This is a genomic window from Paenibacillus vini (genome assembly GCF_018403325.1).
Taxonomy (GTDB): Bacteria; Bacillota; Bacilli; order Paenibacillales; family Paenibacillaceae; genus Fontibacillus; species Fontibacillus vini.
The window spans coordinates 164,884-186,244 of record NZ_BOSL01000001.1 but is presented as its reverse complement, the minus strand read 5'-3'; the positions used below and the strand labels follow the sequence as shown (position 1 = coordinate 186,244).

At 49.8% G+C, this 21,361-nt stretch carries 18 protein-coding genes and 1 pseudogene; all 19 read right to left on the bottom strand.

The window, feature by feature from the left end:
* Window positions 1-2: 2 nt before the first annotated feature.
* The 19 genes and pseudogenes from KJS57_RS00890 to KJS57_RS00805 all read right to left on the bottom strand — a co-directional run bounded on the left by KJS57_RS00890 (window position 3) and on the right by KJS57_RS00805 (window position 21,270).
* Window positions 3-803, bottom strand: a complete 801-nt coding sequence (locus KJS57_RS00890) for an energy-coupling factor transporter transmembrane component T family protein (protein WP_213653405.1) — start codon at window positions 801-803, stop codon at window positions 3-5.
* On the bottom strand, window positions 793-1,653 hold the full coding sequence (locus tag KJS57_RS00885; RefSeq protein WP_213653404.1) for an ATP-binding cassette domain-containing protein: 861 nt from the start codon (window positions 1,651-1,653) through the stop codon (window positions 793-795). The genes KJS57_RS00890 and KJS57_RS00885 overlap by 11 nt, the downstream gene beginning before the upstream one ends.
* A complete protein-coding gene (locus KJS57_RS00880; RefSeq protein WP_213653403.1) occupies window positions 1,638-2,438 on the bottom strand; it encodes an energy-coupling factor transporter ATPase in 801 nt (266 codons plus the stop codon). Before KJS57_RS00880 ends, KJS57_RS00885 begins: the two co-directional genes overlap by 16 nt.
* Window positions 2,439-3,260 carry an SDR family NAD(P)-dependent oxidoreductase gene (locus KJS57_RS00875; protein WP_213653402.1) on the bottom strand — a complete coding sequence of 274 codons (822 nt, stop codon included), beginning with the start codon at window positions 3,258-3,260 and terminating at the stop codon, window positions 2,439-2,441.
* Window positions 3,257-3,613: a MaoC family dehydratase gene (locus KJS57_RS00870; RefSeq protein WP_213653401.1), complete on the bottom strand. Its 357-nt coding sequence runs from the start codon at window positions 3,611-3,613 to the stop codon at window positions 3,257-3,259. Before KJS57_RS00870 ends, KJS57_RS00875 begins: the two co-directional genes overlap by 4 nt.
* A complete protein-coding gene (locus KJS57_RS00865) occupies window positions 3,613-3,990 on the bottom strand; it encodes an FAS1-like dehydratase domain-containing protein (RefSeq protein WP_213653400.1) in 378 nt (125 codons plus the stop codon). The genes KJS57_RS00870 and KJS57_RS00865 overlap by 1 nt, the downstream gene beginning before the upstream one ends.
* Window positions 3,987-5,138 (bottom strand): thiolase family protein, encoded by a 1,152-nt coding sequence (locus tag KJS57_RS00860; protein ID WP_213653399.1) that lies wholly within the window; start codon window positions 5,136-5,138, stop codon window positions 3,987-3,989. Before KJS57_RS00860 ends, KJS57_RS00865 begins: the two co-directional genes overlap by 4 nt.
* Window positions 5,135-6,625 (bottom strand): class I adenylate-forming enzyme family protein, encoded by a 1,491-nt coding sequence (locus KJS57_RS00855; protein WP_213653398.1) that lies wholly within the window; start codon window positions 6,623-6,625, stop codon window positions 5,135-5,137. Before KJS57_RS00855 ends, KJS57_RS00860 begins: the two co-directional genes overlap by 4 nt.
* A 37-nt stretch (window positions 6,626-6,662) precedes the next feature.
* Window positions 6,663-7,211, bottom strand: coding sequence for a biotin transporter BioY (locus KJS57_RS00850; protein WP_213653397.1), 549 nt, complete (start codon window positions 7,209-7,211; stop codon window positions 6,663-6,665).
* 203 nt (window positions 7,212-7,414) lie between these two features.
* Window positions 7,415-10,342, bottom strand: coding sequence for a glycosyl hydrolase 115 family protein (locus KJS57_RS00845; RefSeq protein ID WP_244861334.1), 2,928 nt, complete (start codon window positions 10,340-10,342; stop codon window positions 7,415-7,417).
* Between the two features lie 250 nt (window positions 10,343-10,592).
* On the bottom strand, window positions 10,593-10,967 hold the full coding sequence (locus KJS57_RS00840; RefSeq protein WP_211025073.1) for a collagen-like protein: 375 nt from the start codon (window positions 10,965-10,967) through the stop codon (window positions 10,593-10,595).
* 165 nt (window positions 10,968-11,132) lie between these two features.
* Window positions 11,133-11,852 carry a hypothetical protein gene (locus tag KJS57_RS00835; RefSeq protein ID WP_211025075.1) on the bottom strand — a complete coding sequence of 240 codons (720 nt, stop codon included), beginning with the start codon at window positions 11,850-11,852 and terminating at the stop codon, window positions 11,133-11,135.
* A gap of 51 nt (window positions 11,853-11,903) precedes the next feature.
* Window positions 11,904-12,083 (bottom strand): annotated as a pseudogene (locus tag KJS57_RS26820) (SDR family oxidoreductase); the annotation flags it as partial.
* Window positions 12,041-12,355, bottom strand: a complete 315-nt coding sequence (locus KJS57_RS00830) for a Rossmann-fold NAD(P)-binding domain-containing protein (RefSeq protein ID WP_435530083.1) — start codon at window positions 12,353-12,355, stop codon at window positions 12,041-12,043. The gene KJS57_RS00830 and the pseudogene KJS57_RS26820, both read right to left, overlap by 43 nt.
* Before the next feature lie 323 nt (window positions 12,356-12,678).
* Entirely contained in the window at window positions 12,679-15,975 is a 3,297-nt protein-coding gene (locus KJS57_RS00825; protein WP_213653396.1) for an Ig-like domain-containing protein, read from the bottom strand.
* Window positions 15,976-16,189: 214 nt separating this feature from the next.
* The gene (locus KJS57_RS00820) at window positions 16,190-17,176 is read right to left on the bottom strand and encodes a hypothetical protein (RefSeq protein ID WP_213653395.1); all 987 of its coding nucleotides are present in this window, start codon (window positions 17,174-17,176) and stop codon (window positions 16,190-16,192) included.
* A 228-nt stretch (window positions 17,177-17,404) separates the two neighbouring features.
* Entirely contained in the window at window positions 17,405-19,699 is a 2,295-nt protein-coding gene (locus KJS57_RS00815) for a preprotein translocase subunit SecA (protein WP_213653394.1), read from the bottom strand.
* 18 nt (window positions 19,700-19,717) lie between these two features.
* On the bottom strand, window positions 19,718-20,428 hold the full coding sequence (locus KJS57_RS00810; protein ID WP_213653393.1) for an ABC transporter permease: 711 nt from the start codon (window positions 20,426-20,428) through the stop codon (window positions 19,718-19,720).
* The gene (locus tag KJS57_RS00805; protein WP_213653392.1) at window positions 20,425-21,270 is read right to left on the bottom strand and encodes an ABC transporter ATP-binding protein; all 846 of its coding nucleotides are present in this window, start codon (window positions 21,268-21,270) and stop codon (window positions 20,425-20,427) included. The genes KJS57_RS00810 and KJS57_RS00805 overlap by 4 nt, the downstream gene beginning before the upstream one ends.
* Window positions 21,271-21,361 lie beyond the last annotated feature (91 nt).

The window sequence follows — 21,361 nt, the reverse complement described above, 5'->3', positions numbered from 1 at the left end:
CATCAGCCGTATATCCGAATGAGGAGCATCATCAACACAAATATAACCGTAAACAAGGCTGCAACCAAGTCGCTCCGCTTAAATTCCAGCTGCCTGTAAGAAGTTCGTCCCTTTCCGGTTCCGAAAGCCCTCGCATCGATCGCATAGGACAGCTGCTCCGCACGTTGGATGGTCGTGGCAAACAGCGGAACAAGAATCGGAATATAGGCAAACACACGTTTAAATCCGGGAATAGACCTGATATCATATCCTCTGGCCTGCTGGGCCAGAATGATGCGGTCCATCTCCTGAATAATAGTAGGTATAAAGCGGATCGCGATTCCTATCATTAAAGAATAGGTTTCCGTCGGGAAGCCTGCTCTAGACAGCGGCTTTAGCAGTTTTTCAAGGCCTTGCGCCAAAACTAACGGTTTGGTAGTTGCCGTAAGGACAGACGCGATTAGAACCAGTAGAATAATCCGCCAGACGTTAATCGTCCCCTTCGTAAGCCCCTCTTCCGTCAGCTTGATGAAGGACCAGGACCATATCACCGTATCTCCTGTAAGCAGAACATGGTACAGAAAAGTAAAGATCAGTACCAACAGTAGCGGCTTCAATCCTCTGGCAAACCAGCCAAGCCGGATTCCGGACATCCGCAGCAACATCCCAACCAAGACGGTTGCTGCCAAATAACTGGCGAAGGATTTGAGCAGAAGGAAGCTCAGCATGATAACGAGCAGACTCAGCAATTTAGTCCTCGGGTCCAAGCGGTGAAGCACCGAATCCGTTTCCGTGAATTGACCCATTATGATTTTATTCGTCATGATGAAGACCCCTTGCTTCCCAGACCAAACGTACTTTATCGAAAATATCCCGCTCCCTGCAGCTATCCACTTCAATCGTGCGGCCCGATAATTCCTCTACCAGCCTGAGCAACTGAACAGGCTCGGGCAGAGGTAATCCCGCCCGCCTCAAGATTTCCGTGTTCTTCATAAACAAAGTGCCCGGGTCCGAGTGCCCCAAGAGCTGTCCCTCGTGAAACACCATCACCTCGTCCGAGTACTCGGCAACATCCTCCATTTGATGAGAAATAAACAGAACGGTACGATGGTTCGCTTGCTGCCATTCTCGTAACATCTGCAGCAGAGCTTGTCTGCTTAAGGGGTCAAGTCCGGCTGTCGGTTCATCCAATATTAGAAGCTTTGGATCCGTGATCAACACCGAGGCAATAGCAACGCGCCTTTTCTGTCCCCCGCTTAAAACCAGGGGAGAGGCCGAAAGAATTTCGGCGGGTAAGCCTACCTGTCTTAATACAGGTTCCAAAGCCTCCTCGATTCTGCCCCGGGAATGTCCCAGCATTTTCGGTCCAAAGGTCAACTCCTTATAAACCGTGGTTTCAAATATTTGCTGCTCCGGATACTGAAACACATAACCGATCTCCCGGACGGCCTTCATGCGTCCTTTGCTGTCTCCGGGCAGCGGCTGCCGGTGAAGGGTATATTCACCTTTATAGGCAGGGATCAGCCCTTTGATCACTTTGGCAAAGGTCGACTTGCCCGCTCCAGTCGGCCCAATGATAGAAATCCATTTTCCTTCCTGCAGTGTGCAGCTTATGTCCCGGAGAACCTCCCGCCCTGCGAGACTCACGCTTACCTGCTTTAACTCGTAGGCCATTGGGTGCGGATCATCTCCTTCCAGTCGGCTTTCAGCCCGGTGTTTAAACCAAGAGCATGTTGCAGCCTTACGGCAAAGGGCTGATCCAATGGATGATCCGCAAGCGTTCCCGTTCGAAACAGCTCGGGCGGAGTTCCGTCAAATGCAATGGCCCCGCCATTCAGAAGCAGGACCCGTTCCGCCTCCAGCACCTCGTCCATATGGTGAGTGATATGGATGATCGTCATGCCTTGCCGATGGAGCTCATGCATCACCGACAGGACCTGACTTCTTCCCTGCGGATCAAGCATAGAAGTAGCTTCATCAAAGACAAGGATACGGGGGCGCATGGCCAGAATCGACGCGATAGCGGTACGCTGCTTCTGCCCGCCGGACAGCTTATGCGGCATCGCTTCCGCATAATCCTCCATTTGGACAGCCCGCAATGCCTGTTTTACACGGACGCTCATTTCTTCTCTGGGGACACGGAGATTCTCTAACCCGAATACCACCTCGTCCAAAACGGAAGTGGTAATAAATTGATCGTCCGGACTTTGAAAGACAAGCCCCACCTGCTCCCGAATCTTGATCAAATCATCGGTATTCCGTGTGCTCAGATGCCCAAGGCGCACTTCCCCTTCCCTCGGCTGCAGCAATCCATTCATTAACCGGGCCAGCGTGGATTTGCCGCTCCCGTTTCCCCCCACGATAGCTACGAATTCGCCCTCCTGAATCTCGAAGCTCACAGAAGCGAGGAGGGGCTGCCCTTTACGATAATAATAATGAACCTGGTCGAAAATAAGCATCTATTGCTTCTCCTCCCGATGCTTCCATGCTGTAAAGAAATCCTCGGCTCCACCATTCACGGTCAAGACGGGCAGCGGCTTCTGCCAGCGGGTGATTTGGGAGCCATTGACGCCAAATACTTCCCCGGTCAGATCCGGGTCCTGCTGCTCCAGAAGCAAACCCACAAACCGGGCTACATCATCCGCTTCGCCAACCTGCCAGAATGCCGGTAAGGGCTCATTCCGTTTTGCGTGCTTGTCCATTAAATATTCAATAACAGGGCGAGTCATATCGGTCAGAGCGGCAGGAGCAATCGCATTAATCCTGATCCGATCCCGCCGCAACTCGGCTGCGAGCGTCCATACCATCCCGAGTATGCCGGCTTTGGCGGCGCTATAATTGACCTGACCTACAGAGCCCTTTAGTCCCGCCGTTGAAGTCATCAGCAGAATGTCTCCCCCCTGAGGGGCCATAAAAGGAAGGACGCGCTGAATACAGTAAAAAGCCCCGTTCAAGTGAACATCCAGCACCGAATTCCACTCTGGATCCGTCATCAGTCCACATTTGCGATCCTGTAAATTACCGGCATTGTGAATCAAGACATCAATGGCGCCATATCGCGCCGTAACCATCTCTACCATTTTCGAAACTACAGAAGGGTCCGCTACATTAGCACAAAAGCCCTCGGCTACGCCTCCCCTTTGGCGAATTTCCTCGACAACGGCGTAGATCCGTTCTTCGTGCAAGCCATTCACCGCAACCCGATAGCCGTTACGCCCGAGTTCCAATGCGATGCTGCGGCCAATCCCTCTGCTTGCTCCGGTAATCAACGCTGTCCTCATAAGGACAATCCCCCCTCTTTCACGGAAAAAACACCCGTGGCGATAACCTCCCCAGCTTCGTCTTCTGCAGTAACTTTAACTTGAATTTCACCGTTACAAGCTTCATAGGAAAAGCACGCCCATGTTCCCTGCACGAGCGGCCTGTGAAACTTCATGCTATAAGACTGAATCCAGTGGGTAGGATGCTCTGCCAAGTAAATCGACTGTGCCAATCCCATAAGATACATCCCATGGGCAATCGGAGCTTGGTACCCGGCTTGTCTTGCAGCTTCGGCCTGAATATGAATCGGGGCTTGATCCCCGGTAATATCGGCATATTCCGTAATTGCCGCTGCAGTAATCAGCTTTCTCATCATTTGTCACCTACCGAGATCAACGCCGTTTCCACGGTCACAATGCGTTTACCGGCGCAGGTGCAGATCAGGGAATGCGTATATAGAGTCAAAGCGCCCTGACGACCGGTCTTGTTCTCGACCCGGGTTAAAGATAGATCGCAATCCAGCTCCATACCTGACGTCAGCGGCGCCTCATAGTGGAATTGTTGGATTCCGTGAATCAGCGGCTCCGGCATATGGAGCCAAGGGGCGTCGGCTATTTTCCAGAACGTAATCGGCATGGTTGAAGGTGCGACTAATGCTGCGCCTATTCGCTGCAACGGCGCTTCAATAGAAGCTGCATATTGGACGATTGCCTCCTCGGACAGATGCACCCGAAATCGAAGGTTGTTCATTCAAACGCCTCCACCAAAACGGCAAGTCCCATTCCTCCGCCAATCCCCAATGTGGCTATCCCCCGTTTAAAAGGGTTCTGCAGCATCTCAGCGAATAAACGGGTAATCAGGATGGCGCCCGATGCTCCATAAGGATGACCTAAGGCCAACGCACCGCCTCCGGGATTCACCTTGTCCTGTGGAATTTGCAGCTCTCCCAGCGACGCCAGAACCTGGGAGGCAAAAGCTTCATTGAACTCGATCGCGTCCAAATCTGTTATGCCGAGTTGCCGGCGGCTTAGCAGTCTGTTTACGGCCGGAACAGGACCGATCCCCAAATATTCGGGGTCCACTCCTGCCGCCTGCGCATCCACGAAGCGTAACACCGGCCGCAGATTTAGCTGCTCGCATTTATCGCGCGACATGAGCAGCACAAGAGCCGCCCCGTCATTTACGGGACAGGCATTGCCGGCGGTAACGGTGCCTTGGTCCAAAAAGACCGGCTTCAGCCTTTGCAATTTATCCAGGCTGGTATCCGCCCTTGGACATTCATCCTCGGCGACCCAATGTCCATTCACTTGAAGAGGCACAATCTCCTGCCGAAACCGGCCTGTCTGCTTGGCGAGAACAGCCTTCCGATGGCTGTTCAAGGCGTACAGATCTTGCTCTTCTCTGGAAATCCCATACTTCCGGGCTACATTTTCCGCGGCCAGACCCATATCCGGGTCACCATAAGCGCTTGGTGTAAAGGGAGCGCGTGTATAAAGCTTAGGTGTGCCTGTAAGTGTCTCGGGCTTAAACATTTTCCAGGGTGCACGGCTAGTGCTCTCGACCCCGCCCGCCAGGTACACCTCTCCCGCTCCACTCTGAATGAGACGGGCAGCCAAATGAATAGCTTCCAGTCCCGACCCGCACTGGCGATCAATCGTCAGACCCGGCACGGTAACGGGAAGTCCGGCTTCCAGGGCGGCAACCCGTGCAATGTTCCCCCCGGGTCCTACCACATTGCCGATAATTACATCATCAATCCATTCCGGGGGCACCTGCGACTCCGAGACGATGTGGCGAATTACCGGCGCAAGCAGTTGCTCCGGCTCAAGTGTACTGAATTGACCGCCAATTTTGCCGATGGGCGTCCGTTTTGCCATGACCATTACAACCTCTGTCATTTCGCCACTTCTTTCAAGACATATTCTCTCATCTGCCGACGTGCGATCTTCCCGCTGCTTGTATAAATGAACCGATCTACGCTGATCAGCTGCTTGGGAGCCTTATAACTTGCCAAATAGTTGCGGCAGTGGCCCTTCACTTCATCCAGACTCAAACGTTGATCTCCTTGCCACTGAATAACTGCAGTTATTCTCTCCCCCCAGCGTTCATCCGGCACTCCCAATATCATAACTTCCTGAATAGCGGGAAGCTGCTGCAATACCGTCTCCACTTCTTCGGGGAAAACATTCAAGCCGCCGGTGATCATCCTGTTTTTGGAGCGCCCGGCCAAGTATAAATATCCATCCTGATCGACGGACATATAATCTCCCGTAGTAAGCCACCCATCCTGGAATACCGCAGCCGTCTCCTCGTCTAACCGATAATAGCCCCGGAACACCATACCGCTTCGAACATAGAGCTGCCCCGTCTCTCCAGCGGGAACCTCCTGATCCTGCTCATTACGAATCGATAGTTCTACCCCGGGAAACGGGCGTCCGACCGACCCGGGTCTACTTGTCTCATAAACGTCCATATAACTGATATAACTAGCCTCGGAAGAGCCATAGTATTCATACAGCCTTGACTGTTCGAAAACTTCCCGGCACTTCTGCTTCGACTGCTCCGACCACTTGCCGCCTGAGCTGATCAGAGCTTGAATGGATGCTCTTCCGGGATTAGCCTGTTGCAGTAATGACTCAATCATCGTAGGTACGACAAACAAGATCATATCAGGAACCGCTGTGCATCGCTCCAGCACCTCATCCGCATGAAATTGCTCGACGAGATGGAAGGTGGCGCCAAAGTACAGACTTTGCATCAAGGCAAATAACGATAAGGAGTGAACAAGCGGACCGGGGGCCATACAATGCTGCATATCGAGCCGGAATGCTTCCCTCGTGGCTTCAAAGCTTGTTAGCCAGGACAGCGGAGTGCGCATAAATCCCTTTGGAACTCCAGTAGTTCCCGAAGTAAAACCGATGAACAACAACTCATTACCGGCCTCCGGTTCGGCTTCCGGCGCGAAGGAGGCTACCCACGAGTCATAATCATCCGAGTTTCCCTCAGATAACGTGATGATTTCAACTCGCCCGGCCGGTTCGTAAGACGAACCAATATGCTGGGAATAAGCCTCTTCCGCAAAAATAATCCCCGGTTCACACTGCCGTAACACGGCGTTTATTTCAATTGGGCTCCATTTGGGGTCCATAGGCACAGGGACATAACCTGCGTAGACAGCCCCTAGAAAAATCTCCACAAACTCCACCCGATTGCCGGTCAGTATCGCAACATTTCGGCGGGTATGGCCGCCTTGCTTCAGACCGTTAGCAACTCTCCGGACCCGCTGTGCCAATGCCGAATAAGTAAGGCTGCCCCGGTTATGGGCGATGGCGATCCGATCCGGAATTCGTGAAGAATGACGTATAAGAAAGGTTAATAAATTCATTTAGGTGATCACCTGCTTAAAAAATAATCCTTACGAGCTAGTGCGCCTTCTCTTCAATAGGACTGATCGCTCTCAACTGGAATGCCACCACCGCCGCTATAACCGCTTTAATAATATCGCCCGGCAGATAGACTGCCGAACCGATTAGTCCTGCCCAGATAGAGGTATGCGTGATCAGTGCCATAACGGGAGCTCCAATCAAGCTGACCAAGAGAACGCCAAACAGAATATTAATGGTCAGCAGCTTCCACATTCTTAACTTGGGCCAAATCTTCTCCGAAGCGTAACCAATCAGAAAGGCAGCGATCGGCCAGCTGAATATGTACCCTGCAGACGGTCCCACGAGTGGAGCCAACCCCCCGCGGCCGCCCGACAAGATCGGCAAACCTATAGCCACCAGGACGATAAACAAGATTAAGCTCATCGCGGCCGGTTTTTTCCCTAAAAAGCATCCCGCAAGCATAACACCAAGCGTCTGTGCGGTCACAGGGACCGGAATAAAGCCTAATGGAATCGGCGGAATCATTCCAAGTACAGCCATGAATGCGGTAAACAATGCAGCATAAACAATTTCCTTAGTCTTCAAATTGGGCTACCTCCGTTTTGTTAATTGGCTATCAGAATCGGCTGGAATCTAATTACAGCAACGTTGCGCAAATGAATTATAGTCTCTTAAATTCTCTATTGTCAACCACATTAAATTTTTATGTTTACAATTAAAGCATCCCATTTACCCACAGGAATATTCACTTCGGAATTAGAAAAGGGATGCCTCGGCATCCCTTTCGTCTAACCCTTTTTACCTGTGTAGTAGGTTTCTGTTGGCCCCAGGTAACTGTCCGCAGGCTTCTTTCCTGCCGGATAGATGACCAACTTTTCCAAGACAAACCCTGGACTTACAGCAAAAATCCTCAAGGTATTCAATCCTGCCGAACAGCTTGCTGTCGTGCTGTGTCTGCGAATGTGATTCAGTACGCCTTGCGCCCAATTCCAGTCATCCACCCGATACCCCTCAGGAAGTGCATTGACGACGTTAATCGCCTCCTCGTTCACTTGAATCCCGTAGCGCAGCGTTCCGTCATTGGTAACCGGATTCGATGGCTGCATGTAGAGCTCCACATCATACAATCCGCCTTCCTCAACGGCAAAACGATACTCCAGATATGGTGCGTCCTTCCCTGCGGTAAAGTATTGCGTGGTTGGATAAGCCTTCACGGCGGATAAGGTTTTGCCATAACCCTCAATCACTTCAAATCTGCTGACGTCCCCATTTTGACGGGGTGCTTCCTGGTTCAGAGCATAATGCTCAGCCTCGATGGAAATGTACCCCTTCGTGTCCACAAAGGTCATATCAGGCAGCTCACTGTAATCATGTTGGGCTGCATTTACGACAATCGTGCAAGAACCCAGCGGCATTTGTATGGAAATATACCCCTCTGTCCCGCCCTTTATCGCACTACGGTCAATCCGAACTTGTATAACTTCCGCTGCGTTCTCTTTTCCATCCAGGATGCCGCCTGTCTTCGAGCAGGTTAGCCATGGATCATCACATGTAATCTTATACTCCGCAGGAAGGTCACTGATGCTCGAAATAGTGAAAGAGGCTTCCTCCACATCCGGCTGCAAAAAGTCGTTTATCCCTAATTTGTTAATATGCCAGGAGCTTCCTTCACTGCGCTGGGTCGTTCCGTCCACAGTCACCAGCAATCTGGGTTTATTGGCAGGCAGCACATTCATGAGAATCGGATTCTGAGCTTCGTCCTCATTCCATTGCGTGAAGCCGATATGCTCGGAAAGCCCCATGCCATACCACTTGCCGCCCTCTATTGCATGAAACTCCGCCACAAGCTCTCTGTCTCTTTTCAAGCACGCTCTTATTTGTTCGGTAAGCTTATTGGCTTCCATCTCTCCAAGCTTTGCTTTGTAATGGTTTTTGCCGGTGAGCAGCCACATCTTCTGTAAATTGAGATTCCCTACAACCGGATAATACACTAACGCATAATAAGCAGATAAATGCACTTCATCTACCCTCTTGTATAGTTCATCCGCCAGTCCCAACAGATCATCGATTCGCTGTAACAATTCATCACTTTCTTTGTAATTCACGGGATGGTATACATTTGAATTCATATGTTCCGGCCTGCGAATATGCGCAATCTTGGTATAACCGGTCAAGAGATCAAAGATCTTGCTCCGATCCCGCTCGCTCCACCCGTCGGAAAATTGTCTTTGAATCCATTGCTTCGTATATAAATCTGTCTTGTTGATGGCCTGGGTTCCCCATTTTTCAAAGTCATAGGCCAAATCAAGGAAATAAGATAGCGGAAACTCCTGCGTGCCAATATCGCCCACATTGACGATCCAAAGATCGCGGATTCCAAAATCGTAAGCCATCGTCATCTGCTCCCAAATTTTCGGGAGGTAGGAACTGTTAATCCATTCGTAAGAGATCGGACCGCCATGGTAATCAAAATGATAATACATGCCGTAACCGCCTTTATGGCTGCGCATCTCTTCCGTCGGCAAGGTCCGGAGATTCCCATGATTATCATCGCAGAGCATTAAAATGACGTCCTCCAGCTCCTCGGAGTTGATCAGCCCCGGCGTGTCCTTATCACCATAGAAGAAAGGCTCTACCTCTTTATATAAAGCCAGCATTCTTGGAACTTCCGAAAGGTTTGAATACACATTTTCCCGGATCAGCCGGTTTTGCGTCTGCAGCACCTCTCGCAGCAGCTGGATATTGTCCGCAAGTGTAGCTCCTTTTCCCATGATAGCCGTATCCGCCTCGCCGCGCATGCCGACCGTAATCACACTCTCAAATTTGCCGCTCCGTTTCAGGCCGTCTTCCCAGAATCTCGTAATCCCTTCTCTGTTCTTGATGAAATTCCAGGCATCGCCATAGATCGAATCCTTCCCGCGGAGATATTTATACTCCTCCCCATAACGCAAACAGGGCTCATGATGGGACGCTCCCATGACGACTCCATACTCATCCGCCAATTCCGCATTGGCCAAGCCCGGTCCGTCATCATAAAAACGGGCAGACCACATCGCAGGCCAGAGATAGTTTCCTTTCAACCTCAGCAGCAGTTCAAACACTTGCTCATACATTTTTGCATTAAAACCGCCGAAATTGGTCGTAGTCCAATTGCCAAAGGCCGGCCATTCATCATTGATAAAAAAGCCGCGGTATCGAACGGACGGTTCCTTTGAGATATATTTCAAATCCTCACTTAGAGAGAAGGATTCCTTCCGCTCCGGCTTCACGTTCGCCCAATTTACCAAAGGGGAAACCCCAAGCCGCTCGGACAGATGAAAAAGGCCGTAAATTGTGCCGCGTTTATCGCTTCCCGCGATCACCAACGCCTTCTCAACGCCGTCAAAGGGACGATCAATGACTTGGAATAAAAAAACCTCCCGCTTCCCTTTGATTTCGGACAAATCAATCAACCTGTTCTCTTCGAGCTCAAGCAGCATAGGACTGTGGCCCACTGTTCCGTACAGAACCACATTGGTTCCCAGTTGATTTCTGTCTGTAGTTGCTTGCGGGGCATATCCAAAGACCTGCTCCATATCCTGCATAACCTTCTGGGCTATCTTATTCACACCGCTAAACGCTTCCTCTTCCCGGTAAAATAAAGCATCCGATACGGATAGGCTCTGATTTGTAGCGCTTTCATTTTTTGGCATCCGCCAAGTAATAGTAAATTCCATAAGACTTCCTTTCTGCTGTTATTCATGCAGCGTATGCTTCTAGAATTTTTATTACAGCAAGTATACAAAGATCCGATATTAAAAGATATGTATCTATGCAAGATGGATTCTTGTAAATTTCACATGTTTTTATACGAATCCCTACGATCCATTGCAAGCTTAAACCCGTTGACCTTGGATGACAGCGGAAAACTTGAACAGCCGCACAACAAAGAGAACAGCCTGCAGGCTGTTCTCTTTGTTGTCTGCCTTAGAAGCAGGTGAACGAGCTGATCCGTTTCAGGTCAATACCGAAGTATCCCCAGAAGAAACCGAACCATCTGAATCCTGCAATAGAATTACGTCCGACGAATACCGGGAAGAACCAGAATTGTTCGCCGTTGTTCAGCCAAATGTATGTGTTGCGGAACAGGCACCGTCTGATCCCTCCGGGGTCAACGGCATACGCGGTGGCCGACATTTGCGGTACGAATTGCGGTGGAGGAGACGTAGGCGGTTGAATGCCTCCCGGAGCACCCGGAGTCCCGGGAAATCCACCTGCTCCCCCCGGTCCTCCCGGCACGCCTGGTCCGCCCGGGAATCCCGGATATCCTCCGCCGGGTCCCGGCGATGGAAAAAATCCCATATGTGATCACTCCTTTTCAATGAGTAGGCATAATCATCATATGCATTCGCGGATAAGGCGTTTGGGCGGATGCCAATAAAAAAATCCCCGCCCGGCCGAAGCCGAACGGGTTGGTTGATCTCGACCCGAGAATTGCGGATTCGCTTGCGCAATCCAATGTTTCCTCTACTCTACAATTTCGTAGTGATCTTTTTGCTTCGCCTGCTCGATCCATCCCTCAATCCGATGCTTGGGCAGCAGAATATTGCCTCCGAAAGCATCGTTCTTGTGAAAGTTCCAGTCCCCATATACTAGCATATGGTACTGATTATCCCTTTGCTTTACGAGTCCCCATACGCCGAGGTCTCCTTGTGCGCCAGCACATATATATAACCAATCCCGGTATTGGAATATATAAGGATCCCCGAATATCTCAAAACTCTCCAAGTACCCGTTACCCCCATCTCTTTCCGGGAAACGCCTGTCGTAATCCTTAATCGCCCATACCTCCAAGACCTTAACCCGCAACCACGCTTTAAAATCATTCCGCTCAAGTACACGTTCGATGGAGCATTGAACAAAAGAAGACTGCTCAATCTCCTCGGGATGGGAGTCCCAGCCATTAAGGCTGGAGGATACCGGAGTGTACAATATCCAAAAGGGCTCTCCTGTCTTCATATAGAAAGGATGATGGACTTTCACTGTTCTAATCTGACCCTGCACAGGAGGGTGATCTGACCGCATCCAACGGGGTTCATCTAGCGGAGGAACTTTATTTTCGAAATCCGACCATTCCATAACCTCATTTTCGAAGCCAACGAGATTAAATAGCTCACTCTCCGTCTTCATGCGCTCCGATAAACTTTTACAGGTGCCGCACACCAATGCTACTACCTCTTGGTCCATCTGTTTCAACTCCATTCTATAAACCTGTTTGCCCGTCTCTTCTATATAGGTTTAGAAACCGCCTCTAGAATGAATGATTTCGCCAGTAACCCATTGGGAATCGTCGCTTGCCAGAAAAGCGATCAGACGGGCCGCATCTTCGGGAAGACCGATCCGGCCCATCGGGAATCGCGGCAGCAGTGCATTCTTCACTTCTTCGGACATCCAGCCGGAATCGGTAGGACCGGGACTTCATCCAACAAATTGGATGCGGAGCCCGATACAGTGAGGTCCATTTTCATGTGTGCGACTTGTACGCCCAATTGTCGCAGTTCTCTTGCGAATAAATCAGGCCAATTCTCATCCGTACCACCGTTTAGATTCATTTCTTTATCGTAGTCGTACAGGTGTGTAAAGAACAGGCTAGCGCCTTCGTTAGCCAATGCCCGACAAATCGCGGCTCCAATTCCGCCTGAACGGCTTACACCCGTGACTATAGCAATTTTACCTTGTAATCTGGTCAATTTAGATATACCTCCCGTTAAGAGGAGACGAGAGAGCCGTTCTTTGTATGGAGATGGATTAATCCTGCCGCTAAATAAAAAAAGCGGATACATCAAGTATCCGCGCGACAAGTGTAGTGAACGGTTGGCTCGCTTTTCCTTGAAATGGTTGAGGATCGGCATGAAGAACCGGAGAATGGCACTTACCATTACCGGGTCGCGCGATCTAGTTCAATCAAACCATTACAAGGAAGTCCACATTGGCTTACGAGTCCCCTTTCCTTAATCTCCATATTTTGTATTATTGGATAAACCTATAGTCAAGTCAAGGTCTCAGCAATTGTTTATTTAGTCCGATCTAACATATTTATCAAAACGATTACTGCCTCTGCTCTTGTAGTTTGGGAGCTTGGATGAAACTCGTTGGCACCCGTGCCATTTACAATCCCCAGCTCCTTCAGGGCGGCTACTGAACCTTTGGCCCAAGCAGGAATCCCCTTATCATCTGCAAAAGAGGTTGAGGCATTCTCCTTAGCAGCTAACTTAAGTGCCTTCGCAATCATCGTGGCCATTTCAGCGCGGGTTATATTTGCATTCGGTCGGAAGGAGCCCTTTTCATAGCCACTAATGATACCCGCTTGAACGGCCTGCGAGACTGCCTGCTTGGCCCAGGTCCCGATTTCCGCTTTATCCGTAAAAGTCAGATCGGTTCCAGGTTCTTGCCCGTTCAGTGCATTCATTAACATAACTGAGAATTCCGCACGTGTTACTGTATTACCCGGCTTGAACGTTCCATCCGGATACCCCGTTACGATACCGTCGCTAATGGCTTGCTTGATGCTTGCCTCAGCCCAGTGACCGGAAATATCGCTAATGTTGGCTTCCTTGGGCTTGTCATTGACGGGCACTCCTGCGTCGTTATCTACCACGAGCACCGCAAACTTCGTAAAATGATCTACATCTACTGTGATTTGATTCTCTTTTACGATGCCGCCTTCGATTTCCACCCATACCTTCTTCACTTCATCATAATAAAATACAGCCACCGTTTGATTGCTCTTCAAGCTTGCGGCATCGAGGGTTAAGGACAATTTGACCGGTCTGCTGAAGTTCTCCGGGAAATTCTTCAGAATTTCGAAGACTGGACTTGCTAACACCTCTTTATTCCTTAACAAGGCTTCAGGGTTGGATACTTTCTCAATCGACAATTTCAATTCCTGGAGCGAAGCGCCTGCAGGAATCGAAATCTTGATATCTTTCCCCAAACTGACCACTCCCGATTTGCCCGCCGGAAGCGTTATTTTCCCATTTGTTTCAGTAATGGTATTGTTATTCGGAGCTGTTGATGTGATTACGGAAGGAGCAGAACCACTCCCTCCACTCGAAGAACCGCCGCCCTGAGTTGCCGGCACTGTCAGCACCGAATAGGAATTGGATTCCGTGGTTCCCTGCCCCGCATTACCTGCGCTATTGTACACACCGCTATTTTGAAGCGTGATGACATTGGCGGCAGCACTTACATTAGCTTGAGGTGTCAACGTCGCCGTCCACGTAATATCTCCATCCGACGAACTGAGGCCGCTCAATGTACCGTTAGGGACAGTCAGGTCTGTTAATGTAAAGTCACTAACCGCTTCCGAGAACGTGATTGTCACGAGGGATGTCTCACCGATAGTCAGCGACGTGTCGGCGATCACAATGGTCGCCGTGGGCCGAACTGTATTGATCTTATAATTGCTGGACCCGGTCGTGCCCGCCCCCGTATTGCCTGCAAGATCCATTACACCCGTGTTGTCGAGCGTAATGGAATTAATTTCCTCAGTAACGTTCATGTCCGGTGTGAACGTCGCCGTCCATGTGATACCGCCATCGGAAGAACCGAGGTCACTCAATGTACCGTTCTCGGCAGTCAGGTCCTCTAGTGTGAAGCCACTCACTGCTTCCGAGAATGTAAACGTCACTGCGGAAGTCTCGCCGATCTTCAGAATCGTGTCGGTGACTACAATGGTCGCCGCGGGCCGGACCGTATCGATTGCATAATTGTCGGATTCGGTCGTGCCTGTCCCCGCATTCCCTGCGGAATTAACCACTCCCGAGTTATCGAGGGTGATGACATTCGTTGTATCGGTAACGTTCATGTTCGGCGTCAACGTGGCCGTCCACGTAACGCCGCCGTCGGAAGTACTGAGGCCGCTCAGTGTGCCGTTATCGATTGTCAGATCAGCCAGTGTGAAGCCACTCACCGTTTCCGAGAATGTAAACGTTACTACGGACGTCTCGCCGATGGCCAGCGTTGTATCGTCAACCAGAATGTCCGCTGTGGGGCGAACCGTACTAATCGCATAATTGTTGGACAAGGTCGTACTTTCTCCGGCATTACCCGCAAGATCCATTACCCCCGTGTTGTCGAGCGTGATAACATTGGTTACATTGCTGACATTCACAGTCGGCGTCAACGTCGCCGTCCAGGTGACGCCACCATCAGACGAACTGAGGCTGCTCAATGTTCCGTTCTCGGCAGTCAGATCAGCTAACGTGAAGCCACTCACCGCCTCCGAAAATGCAACCGTCACTGTGGAAGTCATTCCAGCAGTTAGGGAGGAGTTGGCGACTGTAATGGTTGCCGTTGGACGAACCGTATCGACTGCATAATTGTTAGAGGTTGTTCCTACCCCAAAATTCCCTGCGGAGTCAGCCACGCTCATGTTATTAAGCGTGATGACATTGGTGGCAGTTGTGACATTCATATTCGGCGTTAATGTCGTCGTCCATGTGATGTTGTCGGAAGTGTAGAGGGGGCCAACTGTTCCGCTCATCACCGACAGGTCCGCATTCGTAAAGCCTATCACCGCTTCCGAGAACGTGATCGTAACTGTAGCATGCTCTCCGATCGTCAGCGACGTGTCGTCGACCACAATGGTGGCCGTCGGCCGATCCGTATCGATCTTGAAATTGTCGGAATGGGTCGTACCTACCCCTGTATTACCTGCGAGATCCGTTAGACGCGTGTTGTCGAGTGTAATTACATTGGTTGGATCATTGATATTCATATCCGGCGTAAATGTCGCCGTCCCGAGGCGGCCCCCGGAGGGCAAAACAAGCCCGCTCAATGTGCCGTTAGGGACAATCAGGTCTGCTAGTGCAAACCCTTTTACCTCTTCCGAAAATGTAAATGTCACCGTGATAGTTTCGCCGATCTTTATTAGCGAGCGATCGGTCGTAATGAACACATTTGGCCGCACCGTATCGACTGCATAATTGTTGGAGGTGGTTATGCCCGGGCTCACCTCGCCTCCGACATTAATCACTCCCGAGTTGTCTAGCGTGATGACATTGTTCTGCTCTTCGACATTCGTATTCGGCGTTAAAGTCGCTGTCCATGTGACGCCTCCATCGGAAGAAGTGAGGCCGCTCAATGTGCCGTTCTCGGCAGTCAGATCAGCTAACGTGAAGCCACTCACCGCCTCCGAGAACGTGATCCTCACCGTGGTTGTCTCGCCGAGGATCAGCGACGTGTCTTCGACATCAATGATAGCGGTTGGAGGCGCAGCGTACACCTTATCCAATGGTTTTAAATACACCAGCCCTATAATGATAGATAACACTAGAAAAAACGATCCTATCTTTTTCACAAAATTCATATGAACCTCCCCTGGTTACACTTCAATCATCTAATCTTTCAGACAACATAAGTTCTTTCATTCGACACACACATTCAAATCCCTACATCAACAATAAAAAAAATCTATGACATATATCATAAAACCCCCTCTATTTGAGGGGGTGATTGTAAACTTCTGTGCATGATGATTATGAGTCGAGCGCTCGCTTGTATTAGTGATCGGAGGAACGGCGTCACACCTTCTTCAATGAAAATAGCGTATAGATCGTATCGATATCATGGGATTCTTCCAATACCCACGAGGTTTGGGTTAGAATTTGTTGCAGTCCCTCCAACCCAAGGTATCGGATCTGCACGCCAATAAACTCAGTAAATCCCAGGTATCCCGAATTTACATGCGCCCGGTCGAAAATTAATGAACCCGTGACCCGGGCGTCGGCCGGGGAGTTAATAAAGAAATGATTTAAATTTTCAACGATATCCGAATCCGAACCGTACTCAAAAAGACCGCCTTCCGAGGAACAAATCTGAATCCAACCGGAGCGTTTCAAACACTCCTTTTGTAATGCCCCCGGTTCGCTCCAGTCATAATGAATAGTAATGAGGGTAATGCCCAAGCCATGGAAGCGTTCCCCCGGCTGTTTCAAAACCTCGATGCACTGTTTTGCGAAATTGGGGCCATAGGTATCGATGTCTAAAATGCGGATCTCAATCTTCCGTCCCTTGAGTAATTCAGGGTTGGATTCTTGAATTAGAATCAGGGTGTTGATACTGTCGGTAGCGGCCCCCCCAGCGATATTGAAGAAACAAAGGTTCCGATCCGGGAATTGCTTGAGCAGGGGAACTAAGATTTTCGACTGGTGTCGGCAAAGATCCCTCAATCTGATCCGAAGTCCCATGAAAGAGGTTTGCTTCACCGCCCACTTGTCCCGAAATCCTAATTTTATCCCCTGGCTTAAGTTGGGCCCAAGTTTGTATAACAAAGTGCGCATGCCGCTAAGATAGGAATTGTCAACATTAGACATCTTCACAAAGATGTTTCGGATAAAGCTGGGCATTTTCTTTAATGATTCGATGCTTTGGGCTGATTTGAGACAGTTCAAATGATACGCCTGTTCATCGATGCTTGCGTTGAAAAGGGGATGAGTAATATCCAGTATCGGAAATTGAATATTCTCGAAAACCGCATAGGGAATTCGCTGACCTTGAGCTGCATTCATAGTTTTCAACTTCACCTCACTTGAACGGTGATTTTTTGATCTAACTAAAGCCCAAAACCGAAGTCAAATATTTCTTTTCCATAGTATAAAGGATACTGGCAGCGTTATTTATCCGTCTGGCGATGGAATATTCATCCATCCCGGGACTGAAAACTTGCTGAATTTTCAACAACCTAAAGCTTATATTGGTAATGTTGCTGATTTATTGGATGAGAACTGTCACCCCGATCAAAACTTTTGCCACCCGAATACCGGTCTAAACATTTGACGGAGCCATAAGGCGAGTACCGTCCCCGGAGCCCAGGAGCTGCGATTTTGCAAGTAATCCATGTATTGATCGTTGATCATATAAGTCCGGGTGGAGGCCGGACTCTTCAGACCGAACTTTTCCCACTGCGCCGGATCATTCGAACCTTCAAGCTTTGCGAGCATATTTGCGGTCTCTCTGTTGATTTCAGCCGGAATTTGCTCAAAAGCTTGAATAATTTGATCATGAAAATCGTTCAGCGGATAGCGGTTAACAAGGCTCGTCAAATGGATGCTTTCGCGGATGTAAGAAACGTATGCCAGATGTTCCGCCCAGAACTTGTCGATATAATACAGCCGTACCCGTTGCTCCGAAGGGCTCATAGGCGTCTCACCTTTCAAAATTCCGAGCCGCTCCTCATATAGAATACGTCTCTGTTTCTCCACCGTATCTGAATACCGGTTCAGCTCCAGACGAATATCGAAGTTTTGGCCCATCACAATGCGCTGAATTTGTGTGATTTTGCTGTGAAGCGCCAACTCCTCCAGAGGATCATCCTGCCTGAGATCGCGATAGGCGGAAGGGATCACTCTATCCATGCCGAACCTCAGCATCAACTCGTCCTCCAGGCTTACGAAAAATACGGATGCCCCCGGGTCGCCTTGGCGGCCGGCGCGCCCCCGCAGTTGGTCGTCGATCCGCAAGCTTTCATGCACATGCGTACCGATTACATACAACCCGCCCAGCTTGGCGACAGCTTCTGCTTGCGCGGGGTCACCGCCACCGAGCCGAATGTCGACCCCGCGTCCCGCCATGTTTGTAGACACTGTCACGGCGCCGATCTCTCCCGCCTTGGCAATGACTTCGGCTTCTTTTGCGTCGTTCTTCGCATTCAGCACATGGCAAGGGACGCCAAGAGCCGCAAGCTTCTCCGCAAGCATGTCAGACTCCTCGACGCTAGATGTACCAATCAGAATCGGACGCCCCGTCTTATGGATCGATGAGATTTCCTGTACAAGCGCCTTAAGCTTAGCTTCTTTATGGGTATAAATCCGGTGCGGATGGTCGATCCGTATGTTCGGCCGGTTCGGCGGAATTTGCACGACCTGCAGCATATATATATCTTCGAATTCAACGGCGGAAACGTGCGCGGTAGCCGTCATTCCGCAAATCTTCGGGTATAGGCTAAGAAAATGTTGAAGGGTGATCGTACCGAGAATTCTCCCGCCGGACGAGTGCTCCAGCCCTTCTTTGGCTTCAAGCGCGGCTTGCAGCCCGTCCGGCAGATGCCGGTTCTCGGCCACGCGGCCGGTATATTCGTCGATCAGCTCGATTTTACCGTCCCGGACGATGTAATCGACGTCCCTTTTCAATAAAGACTCCGCATGCAGCGCGCAATTTAATGTCGATAATAAATGACTATTATGGCTTTCGTACAAATTGCCGCATCCCAGCAAGGATTCCGCTTTAGCAGCGCCCGCTTCGTTCAAATAAACATTCCGCTGGAACTCGTCGAAGTCGTAATGCACATCTTGCTCAAGCTGCCGAGCCACTTCTGCGAAGCGAGTGCCGTCACTTTTGGAAAAACCCGGCTCACCGGCGATGACCAGCGGCACCCGCGCTTCGTCGAGAAGCAGCGAATCCGCTTCGTCGACGATGACGTAATGGAAAGGACGATGCACGGTATCGGTTACGCTCAGTGCGATCGTGTCGCGCAAGTAATCGAACCCGGCCTCTTTGGCCGTAACATAGGTGATATCCGCGGAATAGGCCTCCCGTTTCTCGGGCAAACTCATGCCCGCTTGAACCGACTTTACCGATAACCCGAGAAAGCGATAGACCGGGCCCATCCACTCCGCGTCCCGATATGCCAAATAATCGTTAAACGTCAGCACATGAACGCCTTCGCCGGTAAGTGCATTGAGATAAGCGGGCATCACCGCTGAGAGCGTCTTTCCTTCACCGGTTTGCTGCTCGATCAGAAATCTCTCGTGCAGTGCGATAGCGGCCATGATCTGGACATCATAGGGCTGTAATCCGAGCGTTCTCTTGGCAGCCTCGCAGACTAGCGAATAGGCATCTACAAGCAGGTCATCCAAAGGCGTGCCCGATCTTGCTTCCTTTTTCAGCCGGAGAGATTCCGCTTGCAGCCGCTGATCGTCCCATGCTTCCAGGTTCCGCTTCCTGATGAGCTCCGCCTTTTCCCGATAGCCCTTCAACCTGAGCTGGTTATCGCGGTCCTTGAATTCTTGCATCCATTTAACGGCTAAATTCATGGAATCCCCCTCCGTTTTCTACTCGTCCTTTAACCGTCGCTGATATAGAACAACAGACCAGATCGTTAATGCAACGGTCCACGCCAAAATAATAAGCAGGGGTTTCAATAATTCTCCTGTCGTAAAGCCCGTGCCCTGTATGCCCAGCAAATGCACAAGCTGGCTGCTTGGCAAGTAATCCAGTACTTTGAAGATTGGAAAATCATCCGCTAGTAATACTCCGGATGGCGCAACAGTGAATATAATCAGCACGGGCATTATAGATAATGTAGCTTCAAGCAACGTTTTGGAGAATAGACCACATATCGTCCCGGCTGCGGTGTATAGAATAATCGAAAAAATAATCGCTGCCGTAAACGCCCAAATACTTGCTGGCTCATAGCCAAATATAAACGTAGTAATACCTAGAACAACAGCAGACATTACAAAGGTTAAGGCACTTTTACCGAGTAAAACATCCATGGTCGAGGCCGGAGTCATCATTAAGGATCGTAAGGTGTTATGCTCCTTTTCTTCCGCAACCAAGCATGCTTGTGTAAAGCACGGTAATATTACAAACGAAGTATTCAGAACTAAGGCAAACGCTCCTGTCAAAGGCGTGGGTGCGCTTCGAAGAATAAATGCGAAAACAATTGGGAAAAGCAACATAATAGAGACCGCGTAATTACGTGAGAACTCTTTATAATCCTTTACAAATATCGCTTGAGCTCGTTTTAATGAGATACTCATAGTAACTCACTTCCTGTCATTTTAATAAAAATATCACCTAGACTTGGCTCTTTCGTCTCCAATCGATCAATGACCCCTCGCTTCATCCAATCGGCGATTTGATCCGCCGTTCCCTCATCGATCGGAAGCTCATAGGCTTCCCCATTGATTAATTCAACGCACATGACGTTTTCTCTATGCTGTTTTTTAAGCTCCTTGGGTGATCCGATGGCTTGGATTTGTCCTTGATACAAAATGGCTACACGATTACACATCAATTCCGCCTCAGCCATATCATGCGTCGTTAAAAAAATCGTTGTCCCGTTCTCATTTAAGTAGCGTAATCCCTTATAAATATGTGCCGAATTTACTGGATCCAAAGCCGAAGTAGGCTCATCCAGAAATAATAATTCCGGCTCGTGGATCACTGCACATGCCAGCATGACACGCTGGCGCATCCCTTTCGATAAGCGGTTGACTTTCTTTTTGCGTTCACCGCTTAAATTCACAAAATGCAGCACCTTATCGATCGAGGATTTAGGAAGATCATATAGCTGACGATATAGCTCCAGATTTTCCTCAATCGTTAATCTCTCGTATAAACCGCTGTTATCCGTCAAAATGCCAAAGCGCATCTTCTGTGCAGATCGATGCATCATCTCCGATGGCTCGTTAAATACCCTCGCCTGCCCGCTTGTCGGATTTAACTGCGCCGTTAAAATCTTAATTAATGTCGTTTTGCCCGAACCGCTCGGACCCAGGAAACCAAAGATTTCCCCTTTCGGAATGGAAAAGGACACGTCCGATAACGCATCCTTATCTCCAAATCGCTTGCGAATACGTTCTACTTGGATAATATCCATGACACCACTTCCTTAGGATTGATGCCTTAAGCATATAAAGATGGCATGCTTCCAGCCATAAAAATCCGCCGAAATGTAGCTATTATCGCCT